Origin of the sequence: Enterobacter sp. C6 (assembly GCF_008122455.1) — a bacterium.
Taxonomy (GTDB): domain Bacteria; phylum Pseudomonadota; class Gammaproteobacteria; order Enterobacterales; family Enterobacteriaceae; genus Enterobacter; species Enterobacter pseudoroggenkampii.
In genome coordinates this window covers 1-15,736 of sequence record NZ_QPFW01000162.1, presented here as the reverse complement: position 1 = coordinate 15,736, position 15,736 = coordinate 1, and the positions used below count along the sequence as shown (strand labels likewise).

Sequence of the window (15,736 nt, the reverse complement as noted above, 5' to 3'; positions counted from 1 at the left end):
AGGCTCATGCGGTTGCCTGCGGTCAGGATCGCCACGTCGCCGGTACCGCCCTGTCCGCTCTGGCAGCAGGAGACGATGGCGACATCAATCGGGTGCATACCAATCTTTTTGCCGACGAAGAACCCGGTCGCCACCAGCGCGGAGACGGTGCTGATAATCACCAGCAGGTTGGTCAGCGTGAAGGCGGCCACCAGTTCATGCCATGGGGTGATGGCCACGCCAACGGCAAAGAGAATCGGGTAGGTCACAGAGGTCTGGAAGAATTTGTACACCACCTGAGAGCCTTCCAGCAGGCGCGGAGAGGCGCCGTTGCAGAGCTTCACCAGCACCGCCATAAACAGCATGCCGACCGGCGCAGGCAGGCCAATCAGCTTGTGGCCGAGCATGCCCAGCATGTAGAGCAGCACCGCCAGCAGCGCGCCGGAGGCGATCGTGGTCACGTCCGCTTTGCCGGAGAATGCAGGCTGAGAGACGGTGGTATCGGCATTGGCGCGGTTAGGCATCAGCTGGCCTTCACCGGTCAGGTGCGGGAAACGTTTACCGAGCTGGTTCAGGCAGCCGGAGATGATGATCGCCGTCAGACCACCGAGCATCACCATCGGCAACACGCGGCCGAGCGCCACGCCCTGGTCCATGTGCAGTAAGGTGGCATAGCCGATGGAAAGCGGGATCGCCCCTTCCCCGACGCCGCCCGCCATAATAGGCAGAATGATAAAGAAGAAGATCTGGAACGGCTCAAGACCCAGCGCCAGGCCGACGCCCATCCCCACCAGCATGCCGACGATTTCGCCGCACAGCATCGGGAAGAAGATGCGCAGGAAGCCCTGAATCAGCACCGTGCGGTTCATGCTCATGATGCTGCCGACAATAATGCAGCAGATATAGAGATAGAGAATGTTGGTGGATTTGTAGAACTTGGTGGTGGACTCGACCACCACGTCCGGCAGCAGGCCGTAATAGACCAGCGCGGAAGGAATAAAGGTGGCGCAAATCGCCGCCGCGCCGAGCTTGCCGACAATCGGCAGGCGTTTGCCAAACTCGCCGCAGGCAAAGCCGAAGAAGGCCAGCGTTGCCACCATCACCACGATATCGCTCGGCAGTTTTCCGCCCAGGCAATCAATCGCGATCAGCGCGCCCGCCAGAACGAACAGCGGCAGAGGAATAATCCCAATTTTCCAGGTATCCATAATATGCCACCAACGCTCTTTGAGCGAAGGTCGCTGAATTTCAATCGGGTCGTGGGTAACAGAGAAAGAATCGTCAGTTGTGCTCATAATAAGCCCCTTGGTTATTTTGTGCGTTCAGCTTAGAGTCACAAAGGCTTACTTTATGTGAGGAATGGCATATTAAAAGCGAAGTTTTAATGGCAGCTATGGTTTTAATGGTTTCTTTTATTTAATGTGATTTATACCTTATTTATTAGCGTGGTTTTTATGGTTTCTTTTCCGAATCGAACAAACAAATAACATTTGTTCATGCAGCCAGAGGCACGGCAGACTTTAGGATAACGCTTTTACAGCGCCCGCTGTGCAAGGGATCACAAGTTTTCGGCAAAGCGGGCGTCCGCGTGAAAAAAGATGATATATTGGCGATCTTTGCTGCTACCTTGCGTGATAGTTATGAAAGTCTCTTTCCAGATCAAGTTGTTTATTTCGCTGGTTGCCTTTTTCTCAGTACTTTTTGCGTTACTGGGCGGATATTATTATGCCGACGTCGGGAAACAGCTATATCAGGAAATGAGTACGCGAGCCAAAATACAGGCTGAAGAAATTGCACTTATTCCGACATTGCGTAATGAAGTTGAACAAAAAAATATCAGCGCCATCCATGATTTTATGCAGAAGATTTCTGCGCACAGTGACGCCAGCTTTATTGTGATTGGTGATAATAAGGGTCAGCATCTTTTTCACTCCGTCTTTGCCGACAGAGTGGGCACAACCCTGGTTGGCGGAGACAACGAAGCCGTATTGCAGGGTAAAAGCACCACCACCATTCGCAAAGGCGGGTTGGGTATTTCGCTGCGCAGTAAGGCCCCCATCTTCAACGCTGCCGGACAGGTGGTCGGCATTGTTTCTGTCGGCTATCTCACCAGCTACCTGGACACCATTACCGTCAGTAAGGTGGTCAATATCCTGATTGCCGCCGTGCTGCTGCTGATCGCTCTCTTTATCTTCTCCTGGTTCTTTACCCGCAGCATCAAGAAGCAGATCTTCTCTCTTGAGCCGCGAGAAATCGGGCTGCTGGTGCGCCAGCAGAAGGCGCTAATGGAGTCTATTTATGAAGGGGTGATTGCCATTGACGATCGGCGACGGATTGAAGTGATCAACCAGGCGGCGCGCAAGCTGCTGGGTCTGAGCCAGCCGGCCCGGGAGCTGCGCGGGCAGCTGATAAGCCAGGTTATCGATCCGGTCCCGTTCTTCGACACGCAGACGATGCTGGCGAAAGATACCCATGACGAGATTTGCCGTTTTAACGATCTCACGGTAATTGCCAGCCGGGTGCACATAATGCTTGAGGGGTCGCTGCAGGGGTGGGTGATCACCTTCCGCGATCGCAATGAAATCGACTCGCTGAGCGCCCAGCTCAGCCAGGTAAAACGCTATGTCGATAACCTGCGTATTATGCGCCATGAGCAGTTAAACCGAATGACCACGCTCTCCGGCCTGCTGCATATGGGCCGCTATGAGGAAGCCATTGGCTACATTCAGGCGCAGTCGGAGCATGCCCAGGAGCTGCTGGACTTTATCTCTTCGCGCTTCAGCTCCCCGACCCTGTGTGGCCTGCTGCTGGGGAAAGCCGCCCGCGCGCGGGAGAAAGGCGTCGAACTGAGTTTCGACCCGGCATGTCGGCTGGACAGGCCGTTCCTGCCGTTAGGGGAACAAGAGCTGATTTCAATTATTGGCAACCTGCTGGATAACGCCATCGAAGCGACGCAGCGATCGCCGCTTCCCCATGCGCCGGTAGAAGTGCTGATAAAACTCAGCGACCAGGAGCTGATTATTGAAGTCGCCGACCAGGGCGTTGGCATTACACCGGAGATCCGTGACCGGATCTTTGAACGCGGCATCACCACCAAAACACGCGGCGATCATGGGATTGGCCTGTATCTGATCGAAAGCTATGTCACACAGGCTGGCGGCGCGATAGAAGTTGCCGATAATACCCCGCGCGGCGCCATTTTCTCCTTGTTTATCCCGGCCACGGGAACCGCCCGGCAACTGGAAGACACCGACTATGCAACATGAACTTATCGACGTACTGATTGTTGAAGACGAGAACGAGCTGGCGCAACTGCACGCGGAGCTGATAAGCAAACATCCGCGACTGAGGCTGGTGGGCATTGCCTCGTCGCTGGCTGCGGCTCAGGCAGAACTTGCAAACAAACAGCCGCAGCTGGTGCTGCTGGATAACTATCTGCCGGACGGCAAAGGGATCTCGCTGATTAATAACCCCATGCTGGCCCGCGCCAACTGCTCGGTGATTTTTATAACCGCCGCCAGCGATATGGATACCTGCAGCCAGGCGATCCGCAACGGCGCGTTCGACTACATCCTCAAACCCGTCTCCTGGAAGCGGCTCAGCCAGTCGCTGGAGCGGTTTGTGCAGTTTGCCGAACAGCAGCGGGTCTGGAAGATTGTCGACCAGCAGAACGTCGATTCGCTGTATCAGCTACAGGCGAAAAACTACCGCCTGGACAACGGCAGCAAGGGCATTGAGGAAAATACGCTGGCGCGGGTGCAGTCGCTGTTTAACGACAAGGCAACGCACTGCTTTACCGTGGATGAGGTGGTGAGCGAAACGGGATTAAGCAAAACCACCACCCGGCGCTATCTGGAGCACTGCGTGGAGGCGGGTTTTCTGACGGTGGAGATGCTGTACGGCAAGATTGGGCATCCGAGGAGGATGTACAAGCGTAGTGCGGTTTGATGAAAGGTTCCCTCTCCCTGTGGGAGAGGGTTAGGGTGAGGGCTGCAGCCCGCACTATCTCAACACATACCCATACAGCCGCTTGATCCCGTCGGCATCCTTCTCGCTGTAAACCCCCTGCAGCTCCGGCGAGAAGCCCGGCAGCAGGTTGATCCCCTCCTCCAGCGCCAGGAAGTAACGCTGCACCGCCCCGCCCCAGACTTCACCCGGCACCACGCACAGCACGCCCGGCGGATAGGGCAGCGCCCCTTCGGCAGCAATCCGTCCTTCGGCATCCCGTATGCGAACCAGCTCCACCTCTCCGCGAATATACGCCTGATTGGCATCCTGCGGGTTCATCACCACCTCCGGCAGACTCCCCTTACGGAACATCGCCTTCTGCAGATCCTTGACGTCAAAGCTGACGTAGAGATCGTGCATCTCCTGGCACAGCTGGCGAAGGGTGTAATCCCGGTAGCGCACCGGGTATTTCTGGAAGATCGTCGGCAGCACGTCCGCCAGCGGCGTGTCGTCTTCAATATGCTGTTCAAACTGGCCCAGCATCGCCACCAGCTGCGCCAGCTTCTCGCTGCTTTCGGCAGGCGTCAGCAGGAACAGGATCGAGTTGAGGTCGCATTTCTCCGGCACGATGCCGTTTTCGCGCAGGTAGTGCGCCAGAATCGTCGCCGGGATCCCGAAATCAGTGTACTCCCCTGTTTCGGCATCGATGCCCGGCGTGGTCAGCAGCAGCTTGCACGGGTCGACAAAGTACTGCTCGTGAGCATAGCCCTCAAACCCGTGCCATTTGGCCCCCGGCTCAAAGCTGAAGAAGCGCAGCTCGCTGGCGATGGCGTGCGTCGGATGATCCTGCCACGGCCGCCCCGCCACCACCGGTGGGATAAACGGTTTGATCATATGACAGTTGGCAATGATCGCCTTACGCGCCTCAATCCCCAGCTCAACGCACTCGGCCCACAGCCTGCGCCCGCTTTCCCCTTCGTGGATCTTGGCATTCACATCCAGCGCGGCGAACAGCGGGTAAAACGGGCTGGTGGAGGCATGCAGCATAAAGGCGTTGTTCAGCCGCTTGTGCGGGCAGAAACGCGCCTGACCGCGGATGTGGTTATCCTTTTTATGGATCTGCGACGTTTGTGAGAACCCGGCCTGCTGTTTGTGCACCGACTGGGTCACGAAAATCCCAGGATCGTTCTCGTTCAGCTCCAGCAACAGCGGGGACGTTTCCGCCATCATCGGAATAAACTGCTCGTAGCCCACCCAGGCGGAGTCAAAGAGGATGTAGTCGCAGAGATGGCCGATCTTGTCGATCACCTGACGGGCGTTGTAGATCGTCCCGTCGTAGGTGCCGAGTTGAATGATCGCCAGGCGGAACGGACGCGCCTCGTCGGCTTTCTCCGGCGCCGCCTCGCGGATCAGGTCCCGCAGATACGCGTCGTCAAAGCAGTGCTCGTCAATCCCGCCAATAAAGCCAAACGGGTTACGTGCAGCCTCCAGATAAACCGGCGTGGCACCCGCCTGGATCAGCGCCCCGTGGTGGTTAGATTTATGGTTGTTGCGGTCGAACAGCACCAGATCGCCGCGGGTGAGCAGCGCGTTGGTCACTACCTTGTTGGCCGCCGACGTTCCGTTCAGCACGAAGTAGGTTTTATCCGCGTTGAACACTTTCGCCGCGAACTTTTGCGCATGCTTGGCGGACCCTTCGTGGATCAGAAGATCGCCCAGCTTCACGTCGGCATTGCACATGTCGGCGCGAAACACGTTCTCACCGAAGAAATCATAGAACTGCCGCCCTGCCGGGTGTTTTTTGAAAAAGGCGCCGTGCTGGTGGCCTGGACAGGCAAAAGTGCTGTTGCCCATCTCAACATACTGGCTCAAGGTGTCGAAAAACGGCGGCAGCAAATTCTCTTCATAACGGCTGGCAGCAGTTTCCAGTTCCAGAAACTCCTGAGCTTTACCCGAGATGACCGCGGTGGCACCGTCAGGTACGTCCGTTGCCTCCTGCGAGAAAATAAACACCGGTAGCTGAAAGCCCGTACGTTTCAGCAGTGCAAGAATGCCGCTGCGACTTTCAGCTGTTGTGATGACGACGGCCGCCACATCGGTAAAATCAGTGCTGTCCAGCGTCACCTTTTCGCGGTGCGTAGACACGGTGGAGACCAGCTCGCGGCTGACGGCAATTTTCATGGTTTTCATAGGCGCAGTTACCCTCACCGAGCGGTGAGACAGGGAGGAGAAAATTCGCGCAATAATGTCACCTTTTATTTTGAGGTGCAAGAAGCAATCAGTATGCACGAAACCACCCAAAGCTAAGGCTCGCGCAGGCCTGACGTGCCATAATAATGCAATATCAATGATTAAATAACAGGAGTTAACTTTGGTTATCGGGCCATTTATCAACGCAGGAGCCGTATTGCTGGGCGGCGTACTCGGCGCCGTGCTAAGCCAGCGGTTGCCGGAGCGGATTCGCACCTCCATGCCCTCGATATTCGGCCTGGCATCGTTAGGGATCGGTATTCTTTTAGTCATCAAATGCGCCAACCTGCCGGTGATGGTGCTGGCCACCCTGCTCGGCGCGCTGATTGGCGAGTTCTGCTATCTGGAAAAAGGCATTAACGGCGCGGTGAGTAAAGCCAAAAACCTGATTGCCCGACCCGGCGGCAAGGCGAAACACGGTACGCATGAGTCGTTTATTCAAAACTATGTCGCTATCATCATTCTGTTTTGCGCCAGCGGCACCGGGATTTTCGGTTCGATGCAGGAAGGGATGACGGGCGACCCGAGCATATTGATTGCGAAGGCGTTTCTTGATTTCTTCACCGCCACCATTTTCGCCACTACTCTTGGCGTCGCCGTGGCGGCGATTTGCGTCCCGATGCTGCTGATCCAGCTGGCACTGGCTACCTGCGCCACGTTGATTCTTCCGCTCACCACGCCAGCGATGATGGCAGACTTTACCGCCGTCGGCGGCCTGCTGCTGCTGGCTACCGGGCTGCGTATCTGTGGGATTAAGATGTTTGCCGTGGTGAACATGCTGCCCGCACTGCTGCTCGCCATGCCGCTCTCCGCGCTCTGGACGCACTTTTTCGCTTAAGGATGCGGCGAAATGGTGAGAGATTGCGCAGTCTGTAACGAAAACAACATTTTTCGTTGACGCCACCGGGCAGATCGGGTTTAATGCGCCCCGTTGCCCGGATAGCTCAGTCGGTAGAGCAGGGGATTGAAAATCCCCGTGTCCTTGGTTCGATTCCGAGTCCGGGCACCACTATTTAAAGAACCCGCCCTCGTGGCGGGTTTTTGCTTTTGCGCTAGTCCAGCAGCTCATACAGCCAATCACTGACATAGTATTACGCTTCCAGCGTCAGACTTCCTTTTAATTTTTGATTAAAAAATAACAAGTCATTGTCTTAAAAAAACAAAGACAGGCCGTAAACATGATCTGTTTTGAACTTCTATACCAGCTACGCGTATACGCTTGCCCGAATGGTCTGCGAAAGCAGGACGGAGATCCACACGCAAAAAGGAAGGAATATTCGAATGGCTATACCGGCTTATCTATGGCTGAAGGACGATGGTGGCGCGTTGATTAAAGGCGGAGTTGATGTTCAACACAGAGAATGCAGCATTGAAGTGAAAGGTTTTCATCATAACCTTGTTATCCCAACAGATAACGCAACCGGTAAAATAACCGGTACGCGAATGCACTCACCTATGTTGATCATTAAGGAATTCGATTGTTCAAGCCCATACCTCTACAAAGCCGTTGCGACAGGTCAAAACCTGTCATCAGCTGAGATAAAGTGGTATCGGATAAATTACTCTGGCATGGAAGAAGAGTATTTCAACATGTTGCTTGAAGACGTCAGGATAGTGTCGATTTCCCCTGCGATGGCTTCAGGCGATAACCCTAACGAAAACCATATGGAAACCATCGAACTCAGGTACGAGAAAATCACCTGGAAGCATAACGATGGGAACATCATCTTTAGTGATGCATGGAACGAGCGTCAATCGGCGTAAACATCATAAGGGGCTTTCAGCCCCTTAGTCATATAGCCAGCGCCCCGCTTTTGCCGACTCAATAATCATTTCGAGATTTAGCGGCTTGTACTGCCGATCGCGGAATTTTTTTCTGAGCCGAAACTGAAACCAATACAGCTCCGGTTCAAAATAATGGTCCATCACAAAGTTGCTATATTCAATTCCATACCGGGTGAAAAGGTCAAGCAGCATGTCCTCAAGATCTTCTGGTACGAGATTGAAATGCTCCTGGAAGGTCCATTCTTTCCTTGCCGGAGTTTTACGGTCACTATAATTCTCAGTGATGTAATCTAGTAATTCTTGCTCATCAGGAAGCAACATCAGAAGTATGTCCAGGCAATACGATCTTTAGGTCGCGCGATGAGGTTGTACTTGCTTCTCGTTTCTCTGGCAACCGTAATAAAAATAATCACCGCCTGAGTATAGCCAACATACGGAACCGCCCGCCCTACTGCTGCCCCGACCTTGTTTGTTAGACGTGTCTTACCCATACCAATGGTGGTTTCGACCCTTATGCCATCGGGGAAACGTGCTCCCTTTAAAATACGCCGCGCCACTTTCGAGGCAATACTTGTCCGTGATCCGGATGCACCCAGGACCTTTCGCTTAGGCAGAAGGGGTTGCCCAGCCAAAATGGTTGCAGCAGTCTCAACCGTCACCCCTATATGATTTGCATGACCTTCAGCAAATATGAGCAAAAATAGCTCCTGCGCTGTTACGTTAGCATTACCGTGATAGAAATATGTTCCACCAGACTCTTCAACCGTGTCCATTACAGCGTCCTTTCTCTCGTTTTGAGCCAGAGTAAATCCATATCTGAAACAAGGATGCTGTCACCGTCCATTTTTCTTAAAACTCAGAATAGCGCCCGCAAGACAGTTTTATGCTTTTGGTCTCTCCCCAACCCAGGGATCGTTCCTACCTGCGCCCAGCAGTTTGTTTTTGAAGATAAACAAACACGCCTCATTAAAATTCTCCGCCCCCAGCCGTTCCGAGAGCGCCGTCCGTTTACGATAGAGACTTTTCACCGACGTATTCAGCTCGCCTGCAACCTCCTCCATTAACATCCCTGCCCTCAACATGGACTGACCCCGCCAACCACTCAGCGAAATGAGTAAATTACTCAACAGGATAGGGGCTCTCCCCGTCATCCGGCTTTATCGAAAGTGCAAAGATTGCTTTCAGATATGTAGGGCAGCTATTCACTGGAGCAGGAGTGGCACAACACATGTGAGCACCGGCGACAAAGCAGGCCGAGGAGCGAAGCTGCAAAAAGCGACTTCTGCTTCAGACCCCGTAACTACATTGCTACTGTATTGTCCATGCGTTGGCACGCATGGCTGTCAGAGGGAGCCGTTTATCAGTCTAAACAGATGCCGGTAAAGCAATTGAGAGGAATTACAATGGATGCAGCATTGCTTAACATGATGCAATCAGGTGGAAGAAATAAAGCCTGGGCGGAAACGATGGTGAATATGGAAGCCAGAAAACTGGTAAATACAGCCAACACTCTGTCGGCTTTTCATCTCAGCGATGGTCTGACTCGAATGAAGTTTATTCAGGAAATTCGGGACCTCATAGAACAACAGTTTACGTTAGCTCGTCGTGCTAAATCAGATGAAGAATGCATGGAATGCGTTAAAAAACTTAGAGAAGAAACTATAACCTTCTGGAACAAGCTCGTTTATTACGAACTAAGGCAGCGAAGCTTTACGCTAAAGTCGAGTTCATCCGAGAGAATAACAAAATTGTTGGGTATGTTATCTCGGCAGTTAGTGTTGTCCTGGCCGGTGCTGAAATAGCCGCAGGATTTACCCTTATTGGCACTATGACCCCTCTCGGGGTCCTTGCTGGTGCGGTTCTGGTTACTGACGGGGCAAACAGCATCAGTAAAGAAGTGGCTCGCTACGCAACGAACAACACTACCAGTGAAGGGCTGGTCGCGGGTGCCGCGATGTCTACAGCTGAGTTTATGGGCTTTAGTCGTGAGAACGGGTTAGGTGTCTACAAATCTATTTCACTGGCCGCTAACGCTTATACCATTTTTGGCTTGTTGCGGCGACCAGGTACCTGGCGACTGTTTCGTTATATGCCCACAGACTATTACCGAAAGGTGAGCACACTGAGCCGCCCGCAGCTTACAATGAAAATTGCTGGTTATGGGGTCAAAGCTAAGATTATTTTTGATCTGTTGTCCGTCAGCGACCCGTCCCAGAATTAGTCAGCATTTTACGATAACGCCAGGATTTGTAGCCAAGTTTTGCTGGCGTTATATACCAGATAAAAGGGAGTACAATCAATAACGTGAGCGCAAGTGTCAGACTTGTATCCCTGGATGCAAGTAAAAGAGTTAAAGCCAGTATGATAAAGGCAATAATAGTTATCCACTTCATTGCCTTAAAACGATTGGCCAGATCATGAGTTACGCTATCAAACGAACCACCGTAATTCTCGATATTGTTTTTTAGCTTTTGAAGATCTCGTTTACTAAAACCTGATTTTAAAAGTGCTTCTTCGCTCGTCATTCTGCCATCCGTCCCATAACTCACTGAAACCTGTGACGAAGTTTAACTTAATTTGACGGATAAATCGCTCCTTGACGATATTTGTAAAATTTTTATTTAAATCAAATATTTGAAGATATGCTACACAGTAGCGGTGACCAGACTCTTCAATCGTGTCCATGACAACGTCCTTGTGTCGTTTTGAGCCAGAGTAAATCTAAACCCAAGGCCAGGAAGTTGTCCTCATCCAGCATTCTCAAAGCTCAGAATACCGCCCGCAATTTTGCTTTTGATCTCTCCCCACTCTAGGGATCGTTCCCACCTGCGTCCAGCAGTTTGTTTTTAAAGATAAACAAACACGCCTCGTTGAAGTTCTCCGCCCCCAGGCGTTCCGAGAGCGCTGTTCGTTTGCGGTAGAGGCTTTTCACCGACGTATTCAGCTCATCGGCAATGGCTTCCATCGGCATCCCAGCCCTCAGCAGCCGCAGCATGATCGCTTCGTGCGTGCTAAGCCGTAAATTCAGCAGCCACTTCGTGGTCAGGCGCCTGCCCTTCATATTGAGCACCAGATTAAACAGCGAGGCCATGTCCGGCGCAGTGAGCGACGTGTTCATAAACAGCTTCATACTGAGCAGATTTTCCTCGCGGTGACGCATATCAAGCATAACGCAGCAGATTGTTTTTTTCGTTCTGGCCGGATGGCGTATCAGGTAATCATATAAACGGAGCGGACAACGACTATCAATCAATACAGAATATTCATCTGCACCGTTATCAAATATGTTTCTGTCAATCGAGTCGAGCAGGATAATATCCGGAAAAAATATCCGCATTCCCCTGACAAGGTAGCGATCCTGAGTCACTAACACTATTGAAGTTGCCACTAACCATCCCTTTTAGATTAAAGCAAGAACGATCCTTCAGAAAGAAGGCCGCCTTCGTTTTATAGCGCTGTTATATTAACGATAAATGTATTCTGGCTTTGGACATCCCTCAATACAGACATTGATGAGTAAGACTTCCTGTAGACTATCATTCAATGTCTGCCATTAATTATAAATAAAAAACAATCGCAGAAAAGTCACTTCTCTAAACATTAAGAATTTTTGTCATGAAACTTCCCAAACATGCACCAGAAAGTACTTTAATTGAGGCGGATAAACGTCATTAAAAATATATACAAAACTGTCACAATAAAAATAAAATCATTTTATTTCAGTTAGTTACGATTAATCCTCCAATTCAAAATAATCATTAAAACCTGCTCATTCCAGAATTATCTCAAAACTACTCAGCCGCTTTTCAGCATATTTATCCGGCAACATATCAGGTGTACATTACCTCCCATCCAGTCTACTGAGATGAGGATCCATAATTACCTTTAAGTAAGTACCCCGTAACATCACTGCATTCAGATTTAATGTTCTCATTTATGGCCTTTTACGCTGAGCTTAAAGGCGGCCGTGTTATGCAATGGATTCATGATAAACAAATGGCAAATAGATATGGAAAGATCACTTAGCTTCAGTACATTATTCTTTTATCGCACCCCAACATTATTGTTTCTGTTATTACTCTTTCCTGTTCTGGTTCAGGCTACGGAATCCGTTTATGAGCAACAGATTCAACAGGCGCGTAACGGTAATTACACGTCGTTTCTCGATTATCTTCAGCGTTATCAGCAGCAGCATGCCCTGACGCCTGAACACGTCGCGGACTGGTTACAGGTGGCGGCCTGGGCAGGTCATGATGACGAGGTTATTCAGGTCTGGCAGCGCTACAGCATTTATATGCCGCTACCCGCCCGTGGCGTTGCGGCTGTCGCGCAATCCAGGCGAAATCAAAAGGCGTGGCAGCCCGCCCTGGCGCTCTGGGAAAAGGCGCGCAGCCTTGCGCCGGATAACGACGATTATCGTATCGGCTATATCAAAACCCTGGCCGATGCCCGCAAAGATACGCTTGCCCTGCAGGAAGCCCGGCGGCTGGTGGCGGAAAATCCCTCTCAGGCGCATCTTCAGACGCTGGCGTATGTCTGGTTACGCCAGGGAAAAAGCTGGGATCGGCTCTTAGCAGACACGCGCGCGCTGAATATCGCACCTGAGAATAAAACGCTCCTCAGGGAGCTGATTGATGCGCTAACGGATAACCGGGTCAATACCCCCGCGCTCCTTCTTTCACAAAAGGTGGCGCTGTCCCCCGCGGAGCGTCGTCGCCTTGAGCTGAATGCCGCAGCCGAAAGCGTTCGCCTTGCCGATGTGCCTGGCCGAACAGAAAAGGAGCGCCTGCAGCTTGCGCAATCTGCGCTGAATCGTTACGGCGCGCTGCTTGCTCGCTGGCAACGCGAGCCGCAGGCGGCGGAAGACATCATCCTTGCGCGTATCGACCGGCTCGGCGCGCTGTACGCCCATGGTGATTACCCGCGGGTCATCAGCGAATATCAGGATCTGACGGCAGCCCAGCATCCGGTGCCGGGCTGGGCAATCGGCTGGGTGATCTCCGCGTACCTGCAGGAGAAAAACGCGGCTGCCGCCTTCTCGCTTCTGCAACGCTATCCGCAATACGCTTCCGACCCGCAGGACGAGGAGCACGCGCTTTTCTACGCCTGGCTGGATACGGGAGAGTATCCGTCCGCCCGCCGGTATGCAGAGCGCCAGACCCGCAACGTCCCCTGGACCCGTTACGATTTCGGCTCACCTACCCCTCAGCCTAACGATCTGTGGCTTACCGGGCAGTCGCTCCGTTTTAACTATTTGCTGGCGACGAATGCCCTGCCGGAAGCCGAAAAGCTGGCGCACCATCTGGCGACAACGGCGCCGGGCAATCAGGGCTTACAGATTGACTACGCCACACTGCTTCAGGCGCGGGGTCTGCCGCGCGCGGCCGAGCAAACGCTGAAAATGGCCGAGGCGCTGGAGCCCTCGAATCTGGAACTTGAGCAGCAGCAGGCTTACGTCGCCATGGATCTGCAGGAGTGGCGGCAGATGGATTTACTGGCCGACGACGTCATCACCCGCACGCCCGTCGATCGCAGCGCCAGGCGTCTGGACAGGCTACGCACCGTCCACCATATGTCCGAACTGCGCCTCAACGCGAGCAAGGGCTTGCACTCCGATAACCCCGTCAGCGGGACGCACGACCTCAACTGGGACGCCACGCTCTATGGCCCGCCCGTAGCGGATAACTGGCGGCTATTTGCCGGCACCCGCTATGCGCAGAGTAATTTCGAAGAAGGCAAAGGCACCAGCCGTCACCTGTTGGGCGGCGTCGAATGGCGACCACGCGACCTCCAGCTCGAAGCCGAGCTCTCCAGCAACCGCTATCACGGGGAAAACAAGCCGGGCGCTCGCCTCTCAACCTCGTACGTTCTGACGGATAACTGGCAGGTCAGCGGCAGCCTTGAACGCCTGTCGCGCACTACGCCCCTGCGGGCGTTACGCAACGGGATCAGCGCCAACCGGGGGGAAGGCGGGGTGCGCTGGTATCAAAACGAGCGCCGTGAGTACCAGTTCAGCGCCGCCCTCAGCCGCTTTTCGGACCATAACCGCCGACAGGAATACACCCTCACGGGTAAGGAGCGTCTCTGGCAGACCCCGTCCCTGACGCTGGATCTCGAACCAGGGATCGCCGCCAGTAAAAACAGCCTGCACGACACGCTCTATTACAACCCGGCGCGGGACCTGTCCGTGACGGCCGCCCTGTCCGTCGACCATGAAATGTATCGCCATTACGACACCCTCTGGAGCCAGCAGTTCGTGGCGGGTGGAGGCGGCTACTGGCAGAAAAATCAGTCCGCTGGCGCCATCACCCTGCTGGGTTACGGACAACGCGTTCAGTGGAACAACGTCATGGACACCGGCGTGATGCTGAACTGGGACAAGCGCCCTTACGACGGCAAACGCGAGAGCAACCTCTCCGTCACGTTTGATGCGACTTTACGCTTTTAAGGATGATTATGATGAACACACGTTTTTCCGTGAGCCTGATACTCATCGGCTGGCTCTGCCTCAGCGCGAGCGTCTGCGCGCAGGCATTTTCGTTTATTGCGCCCAACGCGCGGCCACAGCTGGAGGCGAGCAAACCCTGGCCGCAGAACCAGTTTCTGGTACTGGCCTACCACGACGTCGAAGACGATGCCGCCGATCAGCGCTACCTCTCCGTGCGAACCAGCGCGCTAAACGAGCAGATAAGCTGGCTGCTGCACAACGGGTATCACGTCATCAGCGTGCAGGACATTCTCGATGCCCATGACGGGAAAAAAACGCTGCCGCCCAAAGCCGTTCTGCTCAGCTTTGATGACGGCTATAGCAGTTTTTACACCCGCGTCTGGCCACTGCTTCAGGCGTGGAACGTTCCTGCGCTGTGGGCGCCGGTGGGCAGCTGGGTGGATACGCCGGAAAATCAAAAAGTTAACTTCGGTGGCCTGATGACGCCCCGCGATCGCTTCGCGACGTGGGACATGGTGCGCGAGCTCAGCCAGTCCCCGCTGATTGAGATTGGATCGCATACCTGGGCCTCGCATTACGGCATTCCGGCCAACCCGCAGGGCAGCCGCGAACCGGCGATCGCCAATCGTTTTTATGATAAAGCAACGGGCCGCTATGAAACCGACCAACAGTTCAACCAGCGGATCGGCGATGACGTTCGTAAAGTGACCGAAAAAATCACGCAGGTGACGGGCAAGGCGCCGCGCGCCTGGGTCTGGCCCTACGGCGCAGCCAACGGCACGTCGCTCGCCATCGCCAGACAGCAGGGTTACCAGCTGGCCTTTACCCTTGAGGACGGGCTGGGGAACGTTCAGGAGCTGGGGAACATCCCTCGTCTGCTGATCGCCGGTAATCCCTCCCTCAAGGCGTTTGCCAGTACGGTAAGCCAGGTTCAGGAGCGCGAGCCCGTGCGCGTCATGCACGTCGATCTCGACTACGTTTACGATCCCGATCCGGCCCAGCAGACTCAAAATATCAACAGGCTGATCCAGCGGGTCTACGACATGAAAATCAGCCATGTTTTCCTGCAGGCGTTTGCCGACCCGCAGGGCGACGGCAGGATCAAGGCGCTCTATTTTCCCAACCGCCAGCTGCCGGTCCGGGCCGATCTCTTTAATTTTGTCTCCTGGCAGCTGCAAACCCGCGCGGGCGTGAAAGTCTTCGCGTGGATGCCGGTGCTCTCGTTCGATCTCGATCCTGCTCTGCCGCGCGTGCAGCGCCGGGATCGCCAGACAGGCCAACTGAGCGAGGCCACCGAGCCCTATATCCGGCTCTCCCCGTGGGACC

General features: G+C 53.8%; 12 protein-coding genes, 1 tRNA gene and 2 pseudogenes. 8 read left to right on the top strand and 7 right to left on the bottom strand.

Annotation, left to right across the window (positions count from 1 at the left end; genetic code table 11):
• Positions 1-1,274: 2-hydroxycarboxylate transporter family protein (locus tag DOU50_RS04360; RefSeq protein ID WP_148768885.1), on the bottom strand; the 1,274-nt coding region annotated here is incomplete at its 3' end.
• Positions 1,275-1,619: 345 nt separating this feature from the next.
• On the opposite strand from DOU50_RS04360, the gene DOU50_RS04355 reads away from it, so the two are divergent.
• Both DOU50_RS04355 and DOU50_RS04350 read left to right on the top strand, forming a co-directional pair.
• On the top strand, positions 1,620-3,245 hold the full coding sequence (locus DOU50_RS04355; RefSeq protein ID WP_024906542.1) for an ATP-binding protein: 1,626 nt from the start codon (positions 1,620-1,622) through the stop codon (positions 3,243-3,245).
• Positions 3,235-3,927, top strand: a complete 693-nt coding sequence (locus DOU50_RS04350; protein ID WP_090418633.1) for a response regulator — start codon at positions 3,235-3,237, stop codon at positions 3,925-3,927. The genes DOU50_RS04355 and DOU50_RS04350 overlap by 11 nt, the downstream gene beginning before the upstream one ends.
• A gap of 54 nt (positions 3,928-3,981) precedes the next feature.
• Here DOU50_RS04350 and DOU50_RS04345 read toward each other — a convergent pair whose 3' ends face one another.
• Positions 3,982-6,117, bottom strand: coding sequence for an ornithine decarboxylase (locus DOU50_RS04345; RefSeq protein ID WP_148768883.1), 2,136 nt, complete (start codon positions 6,115-6,117; stop codon positions 3,982-3,984).
• Positions 6,118-6,298: 181 nt separating this feature from the next.
• Between DOU50_RS04345 and DOU50_RS04340 the strand changes: the two genes are divergently transcribed.
• The 3 genes from DOU50_RS04340 to DOU50_RS04330 all read left to right on the top strand — a co-directional run bounded on the left by DOU50_RS04340 (position 6,299) and on the right by DOU50_RS04330 (position 7,941).
• Positions 6,299-7,015: a DUF554 domain-containing protein gene (locus DOU50_RS04340; protein WP_048989588.1), complete on the top strand. Its 717-nt coding sequence runs from the start codon at positions 6,299-6,301 to the stop codon at positions 7,013-7,015.
• Between the two features lie 95 nt (positions 7,016-7,110).
• Positions 7,111-7,186 (top strand) — tRNA-Phe (locus DOU50_RS04335).
• A 272-nt stretch (positions 7,187-7,458) separates the two neighbouring features.
• Complete coding sequence (locus DOU50_RS04330; RefSeq protein WP_061714485.1) at positions 7,459-7,941, top strand: Hcp family type VI secretion system effector; 483 nt, start codon at positions 7,459-7,461, stop codon at positions 7,939-7,941.
• Positions 7,942-7,965: 24 nt separating this feature from the next.
• On the opposite strand, the gene DOU50_RS04325 is transcribed toward DOU50_RS04330, so the two are convergent.
• The 3 genes and pseudogenes from DOU50_RS04325 to DOU50_RS04315 form a co-directional block, all read right to left on the bottom strand.
• Entirely contained in the window at positions 7,966-8,283 is a 318-nt protein-coding gene (locus DOU50_RS04325) for a DUF1493 family protein (RefSeq protein ID WP_024906537.1), read from the bottom strand.
• Positions 8,283-8,735 carry an STM2901 family protein gene (locus DOU50_RS04320; protein ID WP_148768882.1) on the bottom strand — a complete coding sequence of 151 codons (453 nt, stop codon included), beginning with the start codon at positions 8,733-8,735 and terminating at the stop codon, positions 8,283-8,285. Before DOU50_RS04320 ends, DOU50_RS04325 begins: the two co-directional genes overlap by 1 nt.
• 108 nt (positions 8,736-8,843) lie before the next feature.
• Positions 8,844-9,044: pseudogene (locus DOU50_RS04315) on the bottom strand (hypothetical protein); the annotation flags it as partial.
• A gap of 321 nt (positions 9,045-9,365) precedes the next feature.
• On the opposite strand from DOU50_RS04315, the pseudogene DOU50_RS04310 reads away from it, so the two are divergent.
• Positions 9,366-10,183: pseudogene (locus DOU50_RS04310) on the top strand (DUF4225 domain-containing protein).
• Here the strand turns inward: DOU50_RS04310 and DOU50_RS04305 are convergent.
• Positions 10,161-10,487, bottom strand: a complete 327-nt coding sequence (locus DOU50_RS04305) for a hypothetical protein (protein WP_071995311.1) — start codon at positions 10,485-10,487, stop codon at positions 10,161-10,163. The pseudogene DOU50_RS04310 and the gene DOU50_RS04305 overlap by 23 nt on opposite strands.
• A 284-nt stretch (positions 10,488-10,771) precedes the next feature.
• Positions 10,772-11,299, bottom strand: coding sequence for a helix-turn-helix domain-containing protein (locus tag DOU50_RS04300; RefSeq protein ID WP_050597738.1), 528 nt, complete (start codon positions 11,297-11,299; stop codon positions 10,772-10,774).
• Between the two features lie 672 nt (positions 11,300-11,971).
• Between DOU50_RS04300 and pgaA the strand changes: the two genes are divergently transcribed.
• Both pgaA and pgaB read left to right on the top strand, forming a co-directional pair.
• Entirely contained in the window at positions 11,972-14,410 is a 2,439-nt protein-coding gene (gene pgaA / locus DOU50_RS04295; RefSeq protein ID WP_148768881.1) for a poly-beta-1,6 N-acetyl-D-glucosamine export porin PgaA, read from the top strand.
• Positions 14,411-14,418: 8 nt separating this feature from the next.
• Positions 14,419-15,736, top strand: a 1,318-nt coding sequence (gene pgaB / locus DOU50_RS04290) for a poly-beta-1,6-N-acetyl-D-glucosamine N-deacetylase PgaB (RefSeq protein ID WP_148768880.1), incomplete at its 3' end; no start/stop codon positions are given.